This is a genomic window from Georgenia sp. M64, assembly GCF_038049925.1.
Lineage (GTDB): Bacteria > Actinomycetota > Actinomycetes > Actinomycetales > Actinomycetaceae > Georgenia.
Genome location: NZ_CP145809.1, coordinates 1,791,482 through 1,807,687, shown reverse-complemented (window position 1 = coordinate 1,807,687; position 16,206 = coordinate 1,791,482). Strand labels below are relative to the sequence as shown.

At 73.7% G+C, this 16,206-nt stretch carries 18 protein-coding genes; 9 read left to right on the top strand and 9 right to left on the bottom strand.

Translation table 11 applies throughout. The annotated features are described in order from the left end of the window. Positions 1-5: 5 nt before the first annotated feature. A complete protein-coding gene (locus tag AAEM63_RS08180) occupies positions 6-1,004 on the bottom strand; it encodes a siderophore-interacting protein (protein WP_341361047.1) in 999 nt (332 codons plus the stop codon). A 261-nt stretch (positions 1,005-1,265) separates the two neighbouring features. Here AAEM63_RS08180 and AAEM63_RS08175 point away from each other — a divergent pair, with 261 nt between their 5' ends. From AAEM63_RS08175 to AAEM63_RS08160, 4 genes are all read left to right on the top strand, one after another. Next, positions 1,266-1,469, top strand: a complete 204-nt coding sequence (locus tag AAEM63_RS08175) for a cold-shock protein (protein WP_123918513.1) — start codon at positions 1,266-1,268, stop codon at positions 1,467-1,469. A 121-nt stretch (positions 1,470-1,590) separates the two neighbouring features. Then, entirely contained in the window at positions 1,591-2,886 is a 1,296-nt protein-coding gene (locus tag AAEM63_RS08170; protein ID WP_341361046.1) for an FAD-binding protein, read from the top strand. Positions 2,887-2,993: 107 nt separating this feature from the next. Beyond that, on the top strand, positions 2,994-3,938 hold the full coding sequence (locus AAEM63_RS08165) for a phosphotransferase (protein ID WP_341361045.1): 945 nt from the start codon (positions 2,994-2,996) through the stop codon (positions 3,936-3,938). Between the two features lie 67 nt (positions 3,939-4,005). Further along, positions 4,006-4,254: a hypothetical protein gene (locus AAEM63_RS08160; RefSeq protein WP_341361044.1), complete on the top strand. Its 249-nt coding sequence runs from the start codon at positions 4,006-4,008 to the stop codon at positions 4,252-4,254. Here the strand turns inward: AAEM63_RS08160 and AAEM63_RS08155 are convergent. The 6 genes from AAEM63_RS08155 to AAEM63_RS08130 all read right to left on the bottom strand — a co-directional run bounded on the left by AAEM63_RS08155 (position 4,251) and on the right by AAEM63_RS08130 (position 8,950). Further along, entirely contained in the window at positions 4,251-4,685 is a 435-nt protein-coding gene (locus AAEM63_RS08155; protein WP_341361043.1) for a VOC family protein, read from the bottom strand. The two genes, AAEM63_RS08160 and AAEM63_RS08155, sit on opposite strands and share 4 nt — an antisense overlap. 65 nt (positions 4,686-4,750) lie before the next feature. Then, positions 4,751-5,767: a pirin family protein gene (locus AAEM63_RS08150; protein ID WP_341361042.1), complete on the bottom strand. Its 1,017-nt coding sequence runs from the start codon at positions 5,765-5,767 to the stop codon at positions 4,751-4,753. A 113-nt stretch (positions 5,768-5,880) separates the two neighbouring features. Further along, on the bottom strand, positions 5,881-6,480 hold the full coding sequence (locus tag AAEM63_RS08145) for an NADPH-dependent FMN reductase (RefSeq protein WP_341361041.1): 600 nt from the start codon (positions 6,478-6,480) through the stop codon (positions 5,881-5,883). 144 nt (positions 6,481-6,624) lie between these two features. Then, positions 6,625-6,783 (bottom strand): hypothetical protein, encoded by a 159-nt coding sequence (locus AAEM63_RS08140; protein ID WP_341361040.1) that lies wholly within the window; start codon positions 6,781-6,783, stop codon positions 6,625-6,627. Positions 6,784-6,860: 77 nt separating this feature from the next. Further along, a complete protein-coding gene (locus AAEM63_RS08135; RefSeq protein ID WP_341361039.1) occupies positions 6,861-7,685 on the bottom strand; it encodes an HAD family hydrolase in 825 nt (274 codons plus the stop codon). Further along, complete coding sequence (locus AAEM63_RS08130; RefSeq protein WP_341361038.1) at positions 7,682-8,950, bottom strand: O-succinylhomoserine sulfhydrylase; 1,269 nt, start codon at positions 8,948-8,950, stop codon at positions 7,682-7,684. The genes AAEM63_RS08135 and AAEM63_RS08130 overlap by 4 nt, the downstream gene beginning before the upstream one ends. 199 nt (positions 8,951-9,149) lie before the next feature. On the opposite strand from AAEM63_RS08130, the gene AAEM63_RS08125 reads away from it, so the two are divergent. After that, entirely contained in the window at positions 9,150-10,301 is a 1,152-nt protein-coding gene (locus tag AAEM63_RS08125) for an aminotransferase class I/II-fold pyridoxal phosphate-dependent enzyme (RefSeq protein ID WP_341361037.1), read from the top strand. 10 nt (positions 10,302-10,311) lie between these two features. Here AAEM63_RS08125 and AAEM63_RS08120 read toward each other — a convergent pair whose 3' ends face one another. Then, positions 10,312-12,441: a DEAD/DEAH box helicase gene (locus AAEM63_RS08120; RefSeq protein WP_341361036.1), complete on the bottom strand. Its 2,130-nt coding sequence runs from the start codon at positions 12,439-12,441 to the stop codon at positions 10,312-10,314. Positions 12,442-12,839: 398 nt separating this feature from the next. On the opposite strand from AAEM63_RS08120, the gene AAEM63_RS08115 reads away from it, so the two are divergent. Further along, positions 12,840-13,523, top strand: coding sequence for an LmeA family phospholipid-binding protein (locus AAEM63_RS08115; protein ID WP_341361035.1), 684 nt, complete (start codon positions 12,840-12,842; stop codon positions 13,521-13,523). Between the two features lie 96 nt (positions 13,524-13,619). After that, entirely contained in the window at positions 13,620-14,024 is a 405-nt protein-coding gene (locus tag AAEM63_RS08110; RefSeq protein ID WP_341361034.1) for an aldehyde dehydrogenase, read from the top strand. Here the strand turns inward: AAEM63_RS08110 and AAEM63_RS08105 are convergent. Then, on the bottom strand, positions 14,021-14,284 hold the full coding sequence (locus tag AAEM63_RS08105) for a nuclease (protein ID WP_341361033.1): 264 nt from the start codon (positions 14,282-14,284) through the stop codon (positions 14,021-14,023). The genes AAEM63_RS08110 and AAEM63_RS08105 overlap by 4 nt on opposite strands. Before the next feature lie 595 nt (positions 14,285-14,879). On the opposite strand from AAEM63_RS08105, the gene AAEM63_RS08100 reads away from it, so the two are divergent. After that, entirely contained in the window at positions 14,880-15,356 is a 477-nt protein-coding gene (locus AAEM63_RS08100) for a methylglyoxal synthase (RefSeq protein WP_123918487.1), read from the top strand. 68 nt (positions 15,357-15,424) lie between these two features. Continuing rightward, on the top strand, positions 15,425-16,204 hold the full coding sequence (locus tag AAEM63_RS08095) for an SDR family NAD(P)-dependent oxidoreductase (RefSeq protein WP_341361032.1): 780 nt from the start codon (positions 15,425-15,427) through the stop codon (positions 16,202-16,204). The last annotated feature ends 2 nt before the right edge of the window (positions 16,205-16,206 follow it).

Sequence of the window (16,206 nt, the reverse complement as noted above, 5' to 3'; positions counted from 1 at the left end):
GGGGCTCACTGGGCCTCGGCGCGGCCGAGGCGCCAGTACCCCATGAACGCGACCCGGCGCCGGCACACGCCGGTCTCGGAGACGAGCGTCCGGCGCAGCGCGCGGATGACCGCGGCCTCCCCCGCGAACCATGCGTAGAAGTCGCTCCCGCACCGTTCGCCCCCGCGGCCGCACAGGTCCACCGGCAGCACCTGCACCACGGGCGAGTCCCAGAGGGTCTCGCGGTCGACGTCGACGTCGTCGAGGGTCTGCGCCGCGACGGCGCGGGCGTCGTCGACCACCTCGGCGTTGGCGCCCACCCACTGCTGGACGGCGGGGACGAGGAGGTCGCCGTGCGGCCGGCCCTCGCGGCCGAGCCACGTGACCTGGGCGCCGGCCGGCACGGTGACGTCGAGGGCGTCCGCGGCCGTGGGCACCTCGATGAAGGCCCGGGCGCGACGCCCGGCCGGGAGGGACTCCAGGATCGAGCAGATCGCCGGCGCGGCGGTCTCGTCACCGGCGAGCAGGAGGTCGGCGGCGCTGCCGGGGGCCCAGTCGATCCCCGTGGCGGAGCTGCGTGAGCGCACGTCCGGGCCGACGACGACCGCCTCGTCGCCGGCCCGCACCCCGGCGAGCCAGCGCGCGGCCGGCCCGTGGGCGTCGTCGTGGCGCACCATGTCGACGTCGATCTCCCCGGCGTCGGGGCGAACGTGCCTGACCGTGTAGGTCCGGAAGGGCGGCGGGTCGGCCAGCGCCCGGAGCCTGGCGTACCACGTGCCCGCGAGGATGACCTCGGGGTCCTCGGCACCGACGTCGGGGAGGGTGCCGTCCGGCCCGGGCAGGACGAGCTTGACCCGCTGGTCCAGGCCGTCGGTGCCGAACCACGCGAGGTCCGCGCCCGCGAAGGTCACACGGACGAAGTGCGGGGTGAGCTCGCGCACGGCGCGCACACGGACCGCGAAGGGGCGGTAGGCGGGTCGGTCGTCCTTGCGCACGCCGACCGTCGGCGTAGGTAAGGTAAGCATTACCTTAGTAAACCAGACCTCGGCCCGCCCCCGGTGCGACGTCCGTCTCAGGCGGCAGGTCCGTGGAGACACGCCCCACACCCGGGCGCTCGCACAACCGCCGGGATTGCCGTAGGCTCAGGGAACAGTTGCAGTGCGTCGAAGTCTTGTGTGCCCCCGGACCCGTCCGGGTTAGCTATTCCTTTGCGGAGCAGACAGAGAAACACCGTGACAAGCGGCCCCGACACGCGGGGTCGTTTGACCGCTCTAGAAGGAGTAGCCATGGCCACCGGAACCGTCAAGTGGTTCAACGCTGAGAAGGGGTTCGGCTTCATCGCCCCCGACGACAACACCGCGGACGTCTTCGTCCACTACTCGGCGATCTCTACCTCCGGGTACCGCTCGCTCGAGGAGAACCAGAAGGTCGAGTTCGACGTCACGCAGGGCAACAAGGGCCCGCAGGCGGAGAACGTCCGTCCGCTCTGACGCCTCGCGCGTAGACCTCGAGAACCCCAGCACCCTCGGTGCTGGGGTTCTCGCGTTCCTGCCCGACAGCCCGGGCGGGCACGGCGTCCACGACCAGAACCCACGTCCCCGGAGGCCGACGATGACCGCCACCCCTGCCGCGCCCCTCACGAACTGGGCCCGGACCCTGACCTTCGGCGCTCGCGCCGTCCACCGCCCCGGTTCGGTCGCCGAGCTGCAGGAGCTCGTGAGGACGAGCGAGCGCATCCGGGCCCTCGGCACAGGGCACTCGTTCAGCCGCGTCGCGGACACGACCGCGGACCTCGTCTCGGTGGCGGGGCTGCCGCCGACCGTCGAGATCGACCCGGCCCGCTCGCGGGTCACCGTCGCGGCGGGCGTGCGCTACGGCGAGCTCGCCGAGCGGCTGCACCGGGCGGGTCTGGCGCTGCGGGCGATGGCGTCCCTGCCGCACATCTCCGTGGCCGGGGCGTGTGCGACCGGCACGCACGGCTCCGGGGTCACGAACCAGGGCCTCGCCTCCGCCGTGTCGGCCGTGGAGCTCGTCACCGGCGACGGCGAGCTGCGCACGCTGAGCCGCGCGGACGACCCGGAGGACTTCCCCGGCGCCGTCGTCGCCCTCGGGTCGCTCGGCGTCGTGGTGCGCCTGACCCTCGACGTCGTCCCCACGTACGACGTCAGCCAGGTCGTCTACGAGGACCTGCCGGCGACGTCGCTCGGCCAGGACGAGCTCGACGAGGTGCTGGCCGGGGCGTACAGCGTCAGCCTGTTCACCCGCTGGCGCGGTGACGACGTCGACCAGGTCTGGCTCAAGCACCGCCCCGACGACGCCGGCACGGACCAGCCCTGGGCTCCCCGGGCCACGACCTTCCACGGCGCGCGGCTCGCCGCCGGGCCGGTCCACCCCGTGCCCGGGATGCCGGCCGAGAGCTGCACCGTCCAGGGCGGGGACCCCGGTCCGTGGCACGAGCGACTCCCCCACTTCCGTGCCGCCTTCACCCCCAGCAGCGGCGAGGAGATCCAGTCGGAGTACCTCGTCGCCCGCGCCGACGCCGCCGCCGCGCTCACGGCGCTACGGGGCCTCCGGGAGCGGGTCGCGCCGGTCCTGCACGTCTCCGAGGTGCGCACGGTCGCGGCCGACGACCTCTGGCTGAGCCCGGCCTACGGACGGGACAGCGTCGCGCTGCACTTCACGTGGCACAAGGATCCGGGCGGCGTCGCGGCGGTGCTGCCCGCCGTCGAGGAGGCTCTCGCGCCGTACGCGCCGCGGCCGCACTGGGGCAAGGTCTTCACGATCGCGCCCGACGTGGTGCGGTCCGCGTACCCCCGGATCGGCGACTTCGCCGCGCTGGCCGACCACCTGGACCCGACCGGGACGTTCCGCAACGACTTCGTCGACACGTACCTGCCGCCGCGCTGAGACCCCCGTGCGCCGCAACCGGCGGCGGCCCCGCCGGGCCCGGATCACCCGTACCACTACCCCACGGCGCGCCGGTGTGGTGCAGTGGGCCCGTGGAGGCGGCGGAGGTGGCCCGACGGTTCGGGCTCGGCGCCGCGCCGCGCCTGTCGGCAGGGCCCGTGGCGCGCGGGCGCCAGGGCGAGGTCTGGCGCCTGACCACCAGCGACGGCGCCTGGGCGGTCAAGACCTCGTTCCGCCCGCGCCGGGAGGCCGAGGTCCTGCCCGCGACCCACTTCCAGGAGGCCGCCCACACCGCCGGCGTGCCGACCCCGGCGGTCGTGCGCACGACCGAGGGACAGGTCCTGGCCGAGGTCGGGGGCGTCCCGGTCCGCGTCTTCGAGTGGGTGGACCTCCTCCCGCCCGACCCCCTCGTGGACCCCGACCTGGTCGGGGCCGTGCTCGGGGCCCTGCACCAGGTGCGGGACGACGGTCCCAGCGTCCCCCCGGACCCCTGGTCGCACGCTCCCGTCGGCGCCGACCGGTGGGACGACCTGCTCCAGAGGCTGCGGGCCGGGGGCGCCCCGTTCGCCGGCCGGCTCGCCGCCCTGCGCGACGAGCTCGTCGCGCTCGAGTCCTGGATCGAGCCGCCACGGACGCTGCGCACCTGCCACCGCGACCTGTGGGCCGACAACCTCCTGCCCACCACCGACGGCCTGTGCGTCATCGACTGGGAGGAGGCCGGGCCGGCCGACCCCAGCAACGAGCTCGCGGCCGTGCTCTTCGAGTTCGCCCGCACCGATCCCGGTCGCGTCCGCGCGCTGCTCGCGGCGTACGAGGACGCGGGCGGACCCGGCCGGGTCGAGCGGCCGGGTCACTTCACCATGCTCATCGCCCAGCTCGGGCACATCACCGAGGTCGCGGCCGAGGACTGGCTGGCGCCCAACGTCCGCTCGCCGGACCGGGCGGACTCCGCCGCCTGGGTCGGCGAGGTGCTCGACGAGCCCCACACCCGCCGGGTCCTGCGGTCCCTCCTCCGCGCGGCCGCCGGGCCGAACGTCCCGCCCGGGTCTTGATCGGACCACGCTAGTCTCACGCCACAGTGTTGCTTGAGCAAAGTGTTGGCAATCCCCGGAGGTGGGCATGAGCGCGACGACGACCCTGGACGTCCGGTTCGAACCGGACGACGACCCGAGCACCCTCGGCGCCCCCGTCCTCGTCTGGCGGCGCCGCGAGGGCTGGGTCCTGCACTACCTCCACCGGGGGGAGCCCGGGCGGGCGGTGGAGTACGAGGTCGTCGGCGGGCCGGACGACGTCGCGGGCGCCCTCCGCCAGGCGGTCCAGCACCTGCGGAGCCGGGCCGACGCAGACGCCGACGCCGTCGCGAGCTAGTCCAGGCAGAACTCGTTGCCCTCGGGGTCCTGCATGACGATCCAGCCGGCGTCCATCGCGTCCGGCTCGAACCGGGTCACGCGCCGCGCGCCGATCGCCACGAGGTCGGCGCACCGGGCCTCGAGCACGGCCATCCGCTCCTCCCCGGTGAGCCCCGGTGCCGCGCGGACGTCGAGGTGCACGCGGTTCTTCGCCGTCTTGCCCTCGGGCACGCGCTGGAAGAACAGCCGGGGTCCTGCGCCCTCGGGGTCGCTGAGCGCCGAGCGGTCGTTGCGACGCTCCGGGGGGACGCCCCAGGCCTCCAGCGCCTCGTCCCAGGTGGCGAACCCGGGCGGGGGCGGGTCGAGCTCGTAGCCGAGCACCTGCGCCCAGAACTGGGCGAGGGTGCCGGGGTCGTGGGCGTCGAACGTGATCTGGACGGTGGCCGCCACGGGTCCTCCTCGGTCGGTGGACCCAGACAACCACGGCGCACCGACACCAGGAAGGGCGACGGTGCTCAGCCCCGCGGGCGCATCCGCACCTGCGGCAGCTCCGGTGCGGGCAGGGGCGGGGGCTCCCCGGGCGGGAAGGTGCCGAAGCGGGCCAGCCGCTCACCGCCGGGGCCGACGAGCGCCGGGTCGTCGGTCACGACGTCGCCGTCGGCGCCGATCTCGGCCATCCACTCCGCCCGGTAGCGCACCACCTCGTCGTGGTCGCGACCGACGAAGTTCCACCACATGACGATCTGCTCACCGAGCGGCTCGCCGCCGATGAGCAGGGCCCGGACGGGCCGCTCCCCCGCCGCGAGCGTGATCCCGGTGCGGCCGGTCGGCACGTAGGCGAGGTGGTCCACCGGCACCGCCCGGCCGTCGAGGGCGAGGTCGCCGTCGTCGACGAGGACGCCGTGCTCGAACGGGGTCGCCACGTCCAGCCGCAGCTCGGTACCGGGCCGGAGCAGCACCTCGGCGCCGAGGAGCGGCGTGTGCGTGCGCACCGGCGAGACGCTCCCGGCCAGCGAGCCGAGGAAGACCCGGACCTCCCAGCCCGGTCCGGACACGGGCTCGGGCCGGTGGTGCTCGAACCCCGGAGCGGTGTGCCGGGCGGCGTCGGGCAGCGCCACCCACAGCTGCGCCCCGTGGAGGACCTCGGTGCCGGCCGTCGAGAGCTCGGAGTGGCTGATCCCCCGGCCGGCCGTCATGAGGTTGACCTCACCCGGGCGCACGAGCGCGTGGTGGCCCGCGGAGTCACGGTGCTCGATCTCCCCCGAGAAGAGCCAGCTGACGGTCTGCAGGCCGGTGTGCGGGTGGCGCGGGACGTACATCCCGCCGGTCTCGCCCACCCGGTCCGGGCCGTAGTGGTCCAGGAAGCACCAGGCGCCGATGAGGCTGCGGCGCCGCTGCGGCAGCGTGCGGCGCACCCCCATCGCGCGCGGCCCGCCGAGGGGCACGTCGCGAGGCTCCAACAGCTCGACGCCCGCGGTGCCGTCACCGCTGACGCAGAGCGTCTCGACCGGCGCGGTCTCCCGGTTGCTCATCGTCGAAGCCTAGCCGCGGCGGCCCGCCGCACGCGCGCGAGCCCGCCAGCCGCGCGAGCAGGCCCGGCCAGCCGCGCGCACGCACCGGCCGGCGCCCCGCGCGCGAGCCCGGCTCACTTGCGCGAGGTCGGGTCCTCGTCGCCGATGTGACCGGGCGCCGTCACGGCCAGCACGCGCTGGACGAACGCGGAGTACTCCTCCATGTAGTGCCGCAGGAACTGTGCCGTCGGCTCATCCGTCACCTCGCCGTCGTCGCCGAACACCTCCGGCTTGTAGGTGATGTACGCCTCGGGGGCGTTGAGCTGGGGCGCGTCGAGGAAGCTCAGGACGCTGCGCATCGAGGACTGCATCACCGCGGTGCCGATGCCTCCGGGCGAGGCCCCGATGATGCCGGTGGGCTTGCGCGCGAACGAGTTGGTCCCCCACGGCCGCGAACCCCAGTCGATGGCGTTCTTGAGGGCGCCGGGGATGGACCTGTTGTACTCCGGGGAGACGAAGAGGATCCCGTCGGAGGCCTCGATCGCCTCCTTGAGCGCCCGACCCTCCGGCGGGAAGTCGGCGTCGTAGTCGTAGCTGTACAGCGGGAGGTCCTTGATGGGGATCTCGGTGAACTCGAGCTCCTCGGGAGCGAGCCGGATCAGCGCCTTGGACAGGGTGCGGTTGATCGAGCCGGTCGCGAGGCTCCCGACGAAGTAGCCGATCGTGAACGCCATGGCAGGTCCCTTCTCGCCGGTCCGGCGGCCGGTCCGGCTGCGTGCGGTGGGTTCGGGCTGGGGCGCGAGGGTGCCGTCGTGGCGGCCCTGCCCGTCCCACTGTCCTCCGGCCCGCCGTGGGCGGCAACGCCGACGCCCGCACGGTCAGCCTCCGTGGCGCTCCGAGGTGCCGCTCCGGCGGGGCGCCGCGGTCCGCCGGGCGGGCTCGGCGCGACGCCGCTCGGCCTCACGACGCTGCTGGAACGCCTGGCGGGCGCGGGCGAACGCCGGTGTCGGGCTGGACCAGGGGGCCTTGGTGCTCACGCCACCATTGTCCGGTCGCCTGACGCCGCACTCGGAGGACCTTCGGACCCCCTCAGTGGTCCCCGGGTGTCATCGGCTCACAGGAGCCCGAGCGCGGCGAACGCGTCGGCGAGGCCCTCCTCGCCGGGTCCTCGGGCGGTCCGGTCGGAGACGGCGAGCACCCTGGGGTCGGCACCCTCGATCGCCACGCCGACGCCGGCGTACTGGAGCATCTCGAGGTCGTTGAGACCATCACCGAAGGCGACCGTGTCGTGCTGCGCGACCCCGAGGTGCTCGGCGACCACCGCCATGCCGGCGGCCTTGTGGACGCCGGTGAGGAACAGCTCGCCGGCCGAGTCGCCCATGCCCGGGATCGAGCTCGGCAGCACCCCGACCTCCTCGCCCAGGGTGGTGCCGAGCGAGGCGACCGGCACCGGGGAGTCGAACATCGTGACCTTCCCGAACGAGGCGCCGGTGAGGTCCGCCGACATGCGCAGCGCCCGGAGGATGTCCACCGGGCCCTCCTGCTCGTCGTCGCCGCCGAGCTGGCCGGACAGGAGCGACCGCAGCCGCTCGTCGATGCCGACCGGGCCGTAGAGGGCGTCGGGCGCCTCGAGGACGTAGGCGACGTCGTGGGTGTCGAGGACCTCCACGACCCGGGCGGCGAGCGCGGCCGGGAACCGCCGGTCCACCAGGACCTCCCCCGCCACCTCGACGTAGCCGCCGGCAGCGGCGACGAACCCGTCGAAGCCGGCCTCGAGGATGCGCTCGGGCAGCATGGAGCGCGGCCGGCCGGTGCACAGCAGGACCAGGTGGCCCGCGGCGCGGGCGGCGCGCACCGCTGCCACGTGCCCGGCCGGGACGACGCCGCGGTCGGCGAACGTGCCGTCCACGTCGAGGAAGATCGCTCGTCGTTGTCTCACGGGTCCATCTTCGCCGCTGCGCGGGGACGGTCGCCGCCGCGGAGGACCGCCAGCGCGCCGTCGAGGTCCTCGCGCAGGTCCTCGACGTCCTCCAGGCCGACGGACAGGCGGACCGTCGTCGCCGTGATGCCCAGCTCCGCGCGCACCGCCGGGTCGACGCGGCGGTGCGTGGTCGTCGCCGGGTGGGTGACGAGGGACTTCGCGTCGCCGAGGTTGTTGGAGATGTCGATGACGCGCAGGGCGTCGAGGAAGGCGAAGGCGCGGTCCTTCTCGTGCTCGTCGTCGCCGCCCGAGCGCTCGAGGGTCATCGTCACCACGGTCCCGCCGCCGCTCATCTGCGCGCGGGCCAGCGCGTGCTGCGGGTGGGAGGCCAGGAACGGGTACCGCACGGACGCCACCCCCGGCTGCTCCTCGAGCCACGTGGCGAGGTCGAGCGCGGCGGCGCTCTGGGCCCGCACCCGCAGCGCCATCGTCTCCAGGCCCTTGGTGAGCACCCAGGCGTTGAACGGGGCGAGCGTGGGTCCGGTGTTGCGGACCATCTGCTGCAACGGTCCACGGACGAGGTCACGGCTGCCGAGCACCGCCCCGCCCATGACCCGGCCCTGCCCGTCGATGTGCTTGGTGGCGGAGTACACGACGACGTCGGCGCCGAGCTCGAGCGGGCGCTGAAGGACCGGCGTCGCGAAGACGTTGTCGACGACGACGACGGCGCCCGCCGCATGGGCGAGGCGGGCGATCTCCGGGAGGTCGAGCACGTCCTGCATGGGGTTCGAGGGCGACTCGAGGAGGACGACGTCCGCCGGGGTGGCCAGGGCGCGGGCCCACTGGTCGAGGTCGGTGCCGCGGACGTAGTCGGTGCGCACGCCCCAGCGTCCGAGGACGTCGTCGAGGACGACCAGCGAGGAGCCGAAGAGCTCCCGGGCGGCGACGATCCGGGAACCGCTCGAGACGAGCGACGCCAGGGTGGTGAACACGGCGGACATGCCCGAGGCGGTGGAACAGCAGTCCTCCGCGCCCTCGATGAGCGCGAGGCGCTCCTCGAACGTCGTCACCGTGGGGTTGGCGTACCGCGAGTACGTGTAGCGCTCGATCTCCTCGGCGAAGGCGGCCTCGGCGTCGGCGGCCCGGTCGTAGACGTAGCCCTGGGTGAGGTAGAGCGCCTCAGAGGTCTCCTGGAAGGCGCTGCGGTACTGCCCGCCCCGCACGGCCAGGGTGGCCGGACGCAGGCCAGCCGGGTCGATGGCTGGCTGGGGCAGCTCGGGCATGTCGTCCTCCGTGGTCGGGGTGGTGCGGGCGGCCCGCGGGTGTCCACCCGCCCGCGGCTCGCGCGTGAGCCCTACCGCAGATCGTCGGCGCACGCCTGGGCCACCGTGATCTTCCCGGATGGCGGCGGCCCAGCACGACGGCGTTCCACCGGTTGGCACACCCGGCCGGCCCTGAGCCGGGCGGCGTAGACATGGCGCCATGGTTCACCCCCTCGACGACCTCTCCGCCGACTGGGCCGCGTCCAGCGAGAAGTGGACGCGCTACCCCGGGAAGATCGGTGCGTTCGTCGCCGAGATGGACTTCGGGACGGCACCGCCGGTCACGGCCGCCCTGCTCCGGGCGGTGGAGCGCGGCGAGCTCGGGTACGTCTCGCGCGGCGTGGCCGAGGAGATGGCCCGCGCCACCGCCGGGTGGATGCTCGAGGAGTACGGCTGGGCCGTGGAGCCGGACCGGGTCCGGCCGGTCGGGGACGTCCTCGCCGGTCTCCAGGCGACCGTCGAGCACTTCACCTCCCCGGGCTCGCCCGTCATCGTGCCCACGCCGGCGTACATGCCGTTCCTCACCCTGCCACCGGTGCTGGGCCGGGAGGTGCTCGAGGTCCCGCTCCGCGTCGTCGACGGCCGGTACGTCCACGACCTCCAGGCGCTCGACGCCGCGTTCTCCGCCGGCGGGGAGCTGCTCGTCCTGTGCAACCCGCACAACCCCACCGGGCGGGTGTTCGACCGGGACGAGCTTCTCGCCGTCGCCGAGCTCGTCGCCCGCCACGGCGGCCGGGTCTTCGCCGACGAGATCCACGCGCCCCTCGTCGGCCCGGGACGCCGGCACCTGCCCTACGCCGACGTCTCGCCCGTCGCGGCGGGCCACACGATCACCGCGACCTCGGCCTCCAAGGCCTGGAACATGCCCGGCCTGAAGTGCGGGCAGCTCGTCCTCACCGCCGATGCCGACCTCGAGCGGTGGGACGCCGTCGGCGGCCGGACCCAGAACCTCACGGGAACCCTCGGGGCGATCGCCGCGACGGTCGCGTACGACCAGGGACGGGAGTGGCTCGCGGAGGTCAAGGAGTACCTGCGGGGCAACGAGACGCTGCTGCGCCGCCTGCTCGCCGAGCGCCTGCCGGAGGTCGGCTACATCCCGCCGGAGGGGACCTACCTGGCCTGGCTCGACTGCCGAACGCTGGGACTGACGTCGCCCCAGGAGTTCTTCCTCCACGAGGCGGACGTGGCGCTGACCGACGGCGCGGCGTGCGGCCGCGCCGGCCGGGGCTTCGTGCGCCTGAACTTCGCGCTGCCGCGGCCGCTGCTCGAGCAGGCGGTCGAGCGCATGGCCGGCGCCCTGGCGCGACGCTGACGCCGCGCCGCTACCCGGCGGCGCGCTCGGTGAGCGCGTCGGTGAGGAGGGCGACGAGCGCGTCGAGCTGGACGTCGCTCGAGGACCCGATCTCCTCGTCCGACCCGTCCAGCGCCCGGGCGGCGAGGCCCGCCTTGGCGTCGATGAGCTCGGCGATCTTGGCGTCGAGCGTCTGCGCGGCGATGATCCGCCACGCGGTGACGGGCTCCGCCTGACCGATGCGGTGGATGCGGTCGATGGCCTGGGTCTGCTCCGCGTCGGTCCACGACAGCTCCGCGAGCACCATGTTGGACGCGACCTGGAGGTTGATCCCCACCCCCGCGGCCGTGAGCGAGCAGACGGCGACGGCGACGTCGGGGTCGTTCGTGAACGCGTCGATGTGCTTCTGCCGGGCCGACGCCGTCTGGTCGCCCCGGATGGACGCGTACCGGATCCCGCGCTGGGCGAAGGTCTCCTCCGCGGCGTCGAGGACGTCGATGTGCTTGGCGAAGAAGACCACCTTGCCGACGCTGCGCACCAGCTGGGCGGCGTAGTCCGCCGCGGGACCCGCCTTCGCCTCGCCGATGCGTCGCATCATGGAGAAGACGTTCTCGTCCGACTTCGCCGCGGCCTTGTCGTTGCGCTCCCACCGGGCGACCTGGCGGACGAGCTCGAGGTCGAGGCCCTCGACCACCTCGGCGCCGTGCCGCGCCTCGAGCGCCATGTCGTACCGCCGCACGAGGCGCCGGGCCAGGGCCTGCTCGGCCGCCCGGACGGAGCGGCCGGCCTCCCCGTCGAGCTCGACAGGCAGGTCGGCGACCCGGCGGGCCGGGATGTCGGCGGCCACGTCGATCTTGCGCCGGCGCACGATCCCCCGGTCGATGACCGCCGCCCGCGCCGCGGCGTAGAACTCGTGGTCGGCGGGCGTCAGACCCGTCTCCTCCAGCGCGGCCATGAGCTCGCCGAGCGGCTTCTTGTCGTCGATCCAGCCCAGGAACTCCCAGATGGCCTGGAAGTCCTCGATGTCGTTGATGAGCGGGGTGCCCGTCAGTGCCATGAGCAGCGGGTTGCCGGTGCGGAAGCGGATCCGCTCGGCGATCTCCAGGACGTGCTGGGAGCGCTGCGACCTCTTGTTCTTGATGTAGTGCGCCTCGTCGACCACCATGCCCCGGAACCCCAGGTCGCCCAGCCAGCCGACGTGCCGGTCGAGCACCTCGTAGTTGACGACGACGATGTCGGCGAACGCGTCGACGGTGTGCCCGTCACCGTGGACGACCGTGGCCCGCCGGTGGGGCGTCCACAGCCCGACCTCCCGGGCCCAGTTCGTCTTGACGACGTTGGGCACGACGACGAGGAGCGGGTAGGCGTCGGCGGCCTGCGCGGCGAGCAGCGCCTGCGCCGTCTTGCCCAGGCCCGGCTCGTCGGCCAGGAGGAAGGTGCGGTGCCCCGCCGCGGCCGCGGCGACGACCCGCGCCTGGTGCGGCATGAGCTCCAGGCCGCCCGGCAGGCGCACCGGCGACGGCTCGGGCAGGTCCATGCAGGACGACGCCCCACCCAGCTCGAAGGATCGGAACAGCGGGCCGAGCAGCTCCCAGCCGGCGAGGCGTCGCGGCCGGACGGCCCGCCGTCCGGCGGCGGAGTAGTCGGGCGCGAGGAAGGGGTTGGCGAGCTGGCGCGAGACGACCGACTGCGGCACCACCCGCCGTGCGGTCGCCGCGGTCTCGACCGCCTCGGGCTCGTCGTCCTCGTCGGGCTCGACCTCGACGCCCAGGCCCTGCAGCAGCTCGCGCCGGAGCTCCTTCGCCGCGTCGGAGACCACCGCGTCGTCGTCGAGCAGCGCCATGAGGGAGGAGTCACGCACCGCGGTCCGGGCCAGGATCCCCGCGATGCCGTCCAGGCGCTTGAGCTCCTCGGCGCGCCGGGCCTCCGGGAGGGTCGTCTCCGCCTTGAGGCGGGCCCGCTCCTCGCGCACCAGCAGGGCCACCACCTGGAACTTCGAACGCACCGAGGGCACCACCCGGCCGCGCTGGACGGACGCCTCGACCTCACGGACGAGGCGGGCGAGCACCGGCATGATGCCCTCGTTGTCGTGGTGGCGGGCGCGTCGCTGGTCGCGCTGGGGACGGCGCGTGCCGGACTGTCGCTGGGCTCTCTGCGCCACTCGGTGCTCCTCCTGCGTTGACGGCCGGGGTGAGGGACCCACGGGGACCCGCTGCCCGGGAACCGTCGACTCGAGCGGCCTGGCCGGCCGCCTGCGGTGGTGACCCCGCCGCACGGATCTCGGGAGATCGACGTGACGGTCGCGGGCGGCCCACCATGATCTGTTCGTCCCCGCAGGGCAGAACGCTCCGGCCCCCCGGTCAGGGGCCGGCCACGGACGGCAGCTCGCCGGGTCGACGGTCCGGCACCGGTCCGTCCGTTCCCGGCGTCCCGACTGCGCGTCTGTGCAGCGTCATCCTACCGCCCCGCCGGTGGTGCGGGGCCGGCGAGGTGCTCCGTGGCGCGTCCGGCTTGCGCCGCCGGGCGGCGGGCCGGCCGCCGACCCCCCAGACTGTGCGGATGGACCGGGCACGCGTGAAGGACTGGCTCATCGGCGCCACGGCGATGCTCCTCGTCCTGGCGCTCGGTCTGGTCCTCGCGTGGTGGGCGGTGACCGAGCCGGCCCGCGACGACCGGGACCCCGCCCCGCCGGCGCCGGGCGCCGGGTCGCCGGCCACCGGCCCACCGGCCGACCTCCGCGAGGACGAGGTGTGGCTGAGCGACCTCACCCTCGACGCCGGCGCCGTCACGGCCGCGGGCTCGACGTTCCTCGACGTGACCGCCGTCGGCCGGGACGTGGTCACGAGCGACGAGCGGATCGTCGCGGCGAGGCTCACCCTCGAGGCGACCGTGCCGTTCGACGTCGTCGCGGCCGAGCTGGGCGAGGGGACCACCGTGCGCGAGGCCGACGGCGGCCAGGCGAGCGTCGTCCGGACCGTGGAGGTCCTCGGCCGGGAGCTCCCCGTCGTCGCCACCGGGACGGTCGAGGTCGAGGACGGCCGCCTCGTCGTCGAGCCACTCTCCATCGACGTCGGCGGCCCGTCCTTCCTCTCCGGTGCCCTCGCCGCGCTCGTGCGCGAGCTCGTCACCATCGAGCACGAGCTCGAAGGACTGCCCGAGGGTCTCGTGCTCCGGGACGTCACGGTCCAGGACGACGGGTTCCGGGCCCTGCTCCGCGGCGAGGACGTCGAGCTCACACCGTAGGTTCCGGGCAAACCGCCCTCTGGCGTGGCGGATCACGCCCGGCGTAACGTCGTCACGTGACAGAGGTCACGTGACGACGAGGGCGGGCGAGCTGCGATGAACATGATGGCCGACATGATGAAGTCCATGCCGATGGCGGAGAAGGCCGGCATGGAGATGCCCATGATGCAGCAGTGCATCGAGGCGTGCTCCGCGGCGGCGATGGCGGCGACGATGTGCGCCGACGCCGATGCGGGCGAGGGCATGGGGCGCTGCGCCGCCATGTGTACCAACACCGCCGACGTCGCGACGGCGATGATGCGCATGATGATGCGGCCGACCGGTTACGACATGACCGTCATGACCGCGATGACATCGGCCTGCATGAGCATGGGCGAGGCCTGCGCGGCGGAGTGCGAGACGCACGCCGCCATGTCCGAGCACTGCCGGATCTGCGCGATGGCGTGCCGTGCGATGGTCGAGGCGTGCTCGTCGATGATGTCGTCGATGACGAGCGCCTAAGCCTCGACGATCACCTCGGCTCGCGCCGAGAACCACACCCCGCCGACCGCGACGAGCTCGGCGACGGGGTGCACGGCGACGGGCTCGCCCACGGGCGCGCCGGCCCCGGTGGTCAGCGTCCGCACGCCGCCGTCCAGCAGGACGACGGTGAGCTCAGCGGGACGGCTGGAGAGGACGAGGCCGTCGAGCCACGCGCTCGGGGAGGCCTTGGCGACCACTTCCTGGATGGGCAGGACGTCGGTACGGCTGGGGTTCGACACGTCGATTCCTTCGGCGTTCGGTGATGCACTGGTCCGGGCCGACGCCGGGCGCCCTGGTTCCTGCCAGGTCCTGCGGTGTCGGGGTGCGCCGCGATGCAGCGGTAGGGTCCACGCGGTCCAGGCGTCATGCCTGGGGCTCCTCAGAGCTGAGGGGACCGGACGCGAGAGGTCAGCGGCACATTCGACACAGGCAACGGCACATCGACGAGACGTCGACGGAGCTCGCGGAGAGCGAGTTCAGAGGCCGGGCCGTGGACATGTGTCGAGTTTGCGGGACGGTCCGCATGGTGTCAACGGTTCTCACATGTCGGACAGGCCCGATACCACCGGGGTGCGGGGGTCCGGCATTCGCGGTCCCTGGGTGACGTACACGACCGGGACGTCGGCGTCGACGACGTCGTCCCACCCCGGCGTACGTGCCCTCGGTCACCTCCGGCGGCGTCTGCGCAGGTCAGCGACGGACGACGATGGTTCGCCGGGCACGACAGCGCCACGACTCGTGACAGTCCGCCCGGCATGCGCCAGTGTTGGTGCCACGGCGCTTGCAACGGCGCGGCGGCGGTCCTGCACCACTGCTCGACCGGAGGAGCTCGCCATGAGCCCGAACATCAAGCCCCGACACATCGCCCTCGTCGCCCACGACAACATGAAGGTGGAGCTGCTGCGCTGGGCGGAGTACAACCGAGGCACCCTCGCCCAGCACCAGCTCTACGCCACCGGCACGACCGGGACGATGCTCGAGTTCGAGCTCGGCCTGCCCGTCCACCGCTTTCTCTCGGGCCCCGTCGGCGGCGACCAGCAGATCGGCGCCAGGATCGCCGAGGGCAGCATCACCATGCTGGTCTTCTTCTGGGACCCGCTGGAGGCGCAGCCGCACGACCCCGACGTCAAGGCGCTCCTGCGGATCGGGGCCGTGTGGAACGTCCCGATGGCGTGCAACGTCGCGACGGCGGACATGCTCATCTCGTCGCCGCTCCTGGGCAGCGACTACGAGAACCGTCGTCCCGACCTCACCCCCCGTGACTGGGACCGCACGGCGGAGAGCGACGGCGAGCTCCAGCCGGCGTCGTAACCGGGTTCCCGCTTGCCGACCCGCACGACGCGCCCCACCCTGGTGGCTCGGACGATCAGGAGGCACGCATGCGACTCGACGGCAAGGTGGCGCTGGTGACCGGGGCCGGCTCGGGGATCGGCAGGGCGTCTGCCCTTGCGTTGGCCGGCGCCGGGGCCGCGGTCGTGGTCCTCGGCCACCGGAAGGAGCACGCCGACGACGTCCTCGCCGAGATCGAGCGCGCCGGGGGCACCGGCATGGCGGTGGGCGGGGACGTCGCCGACGAGGCGGGCATGGCCGGCATCGTCGACCAGGTCGACGAGCGGTTCGGACGGCTGGACGTCGTGCTCGCCAACGCCGGGATCAACGGCGTGTGGGCGCCGCTCGACGAGCTGACGGTCGACGAGTGGCGCACCACCATCGACACCAACCTCACCGGCACGTTCATAACGGTCAAGTACGCCGCCCCGCTGCTCCGGCGGCAGGGGGGCTCGGTGGTCATCACGTCCTCGATCAACGGCACGCGGACGTTCAGCAACACCGGCGCCTCCGCGTACAGCAGCAGCAAGGCCGGCCAGGTGGCCTTCGCCAAGATGGTGGCCGTCGAGCTCGCCCAGGACCGGGTGCGCGTCAACGTCATCTGCCCGGGCGCCATCGAGACCGAGATCGACGACAACACCGAGCAGCGCGACCTCGACGACGTCCAGGTCCCGGTGGAGTACCCGGAGGGTCAGATCCCGCTCACCCACGGCCGGCCCGGCAGCGCGCAGCAGGTCGCAGACCTCGTGCTGTTCCTCGCCTCGGACGCAGCCGCCCACATCACCGGCACCGAGGTGTGGATCGACGGCGGGCAGTCGCTCCTCGTGTGACG

What these genes read in the sequence shown, in the direction of transcription:
- AAEM63_RS08180 (WP_341361047.1), bottom strand. Translation starts at nt 1,004, where the DNA reads ATGCTTACCTTACCTACGCCGACGGTCGGCGTGCGCAAGGACGACCGA.
- AAEM63_RS08175 (WP_123918513.1), top strand. Translation starts at nt 1,266, where the DNA reads ATGGCCACCGGAACCGTCAAGTGGTTCAACGCTGAGAAGGGGTTCGGC.
- AAEM63_RS08170 (WP_341361046.1), top strand. Translation starts at nt 1,591, where the DNA reads ATGACCGCCACCCCTGCCGCGCCCCTCACGAACTGGGCCCGGACCCTG.
- AAEM63_RS08160 (WP_341361044.1), top strand. Translation starts at nt 4,006, where the DNA reads ATGAGCGCGACGACGACCCTGGACGTCCGGTTCGAACCGGACGACGAC.
- AAEM63_RS08150 (WP_341361042.1), bottom strand. Translation starts at nt 5,767, where the DNA reads ATGAGCAACCGGGAGACCGCGCCGGTCGAGACGCTCTGCGTCAGCGGT.
- AAEM63_RS08145 (WP_341361041.1), bottom strand. Translation starts at nt 6,480, where the DNA reads ATGGCGTTCACGATCGGCTACTTCGTCGGGAGCCTCGCGACCGGCTCG.
- AAEM63_RS08130 (WP_341361038.1), bottom strand. Translation starts at nt 8,950, where the DNA reads ATGCCCGAGCTGCCCCAGCCAGCCATCGACCCGGCTGGCCTGCGTCCG.
- AAEM63_RS08125 (WP_341361037.1), top strand. Translation starts at nt 9,150, where the DNA reads ATGGTTCACCCCCTCGACGACCTCTCCGCCGACTGGGCCGCGTCCAGC.
- AAEM63_RS08115 (WP_341361035.1), top strand. Translation starts at nt 12,840, where the DNA reads ATGGACCGGGCACGCGTGAAGGACTGGCTCATCGGCGCCACGGCGATG.
- AAEM63_RS08110 (WP_341361034.1), top strand. Translation starts at nt 13,620, where the DNA reads ATGAACATGATGGCCGACATGATGAAGTCCATGCCGATGGCGGAGAAG.
- AAEM63_RS08100 (WP_123918487.1), top strand. Translation starts at nt 14,880, where the DNA reads ATGAGCCCGAACATCAAGCCCCGACACATCGCCCTCGTCGCCCACGAC.
- AAEM63_RS08095 (WP_341361032.1), top strand. Translation starts at nt 15,425, where the DNA reads ATGCGACTCGACGGCAAGGTGGCGCTGGTGACCGGGGCCGGCTCGGGG.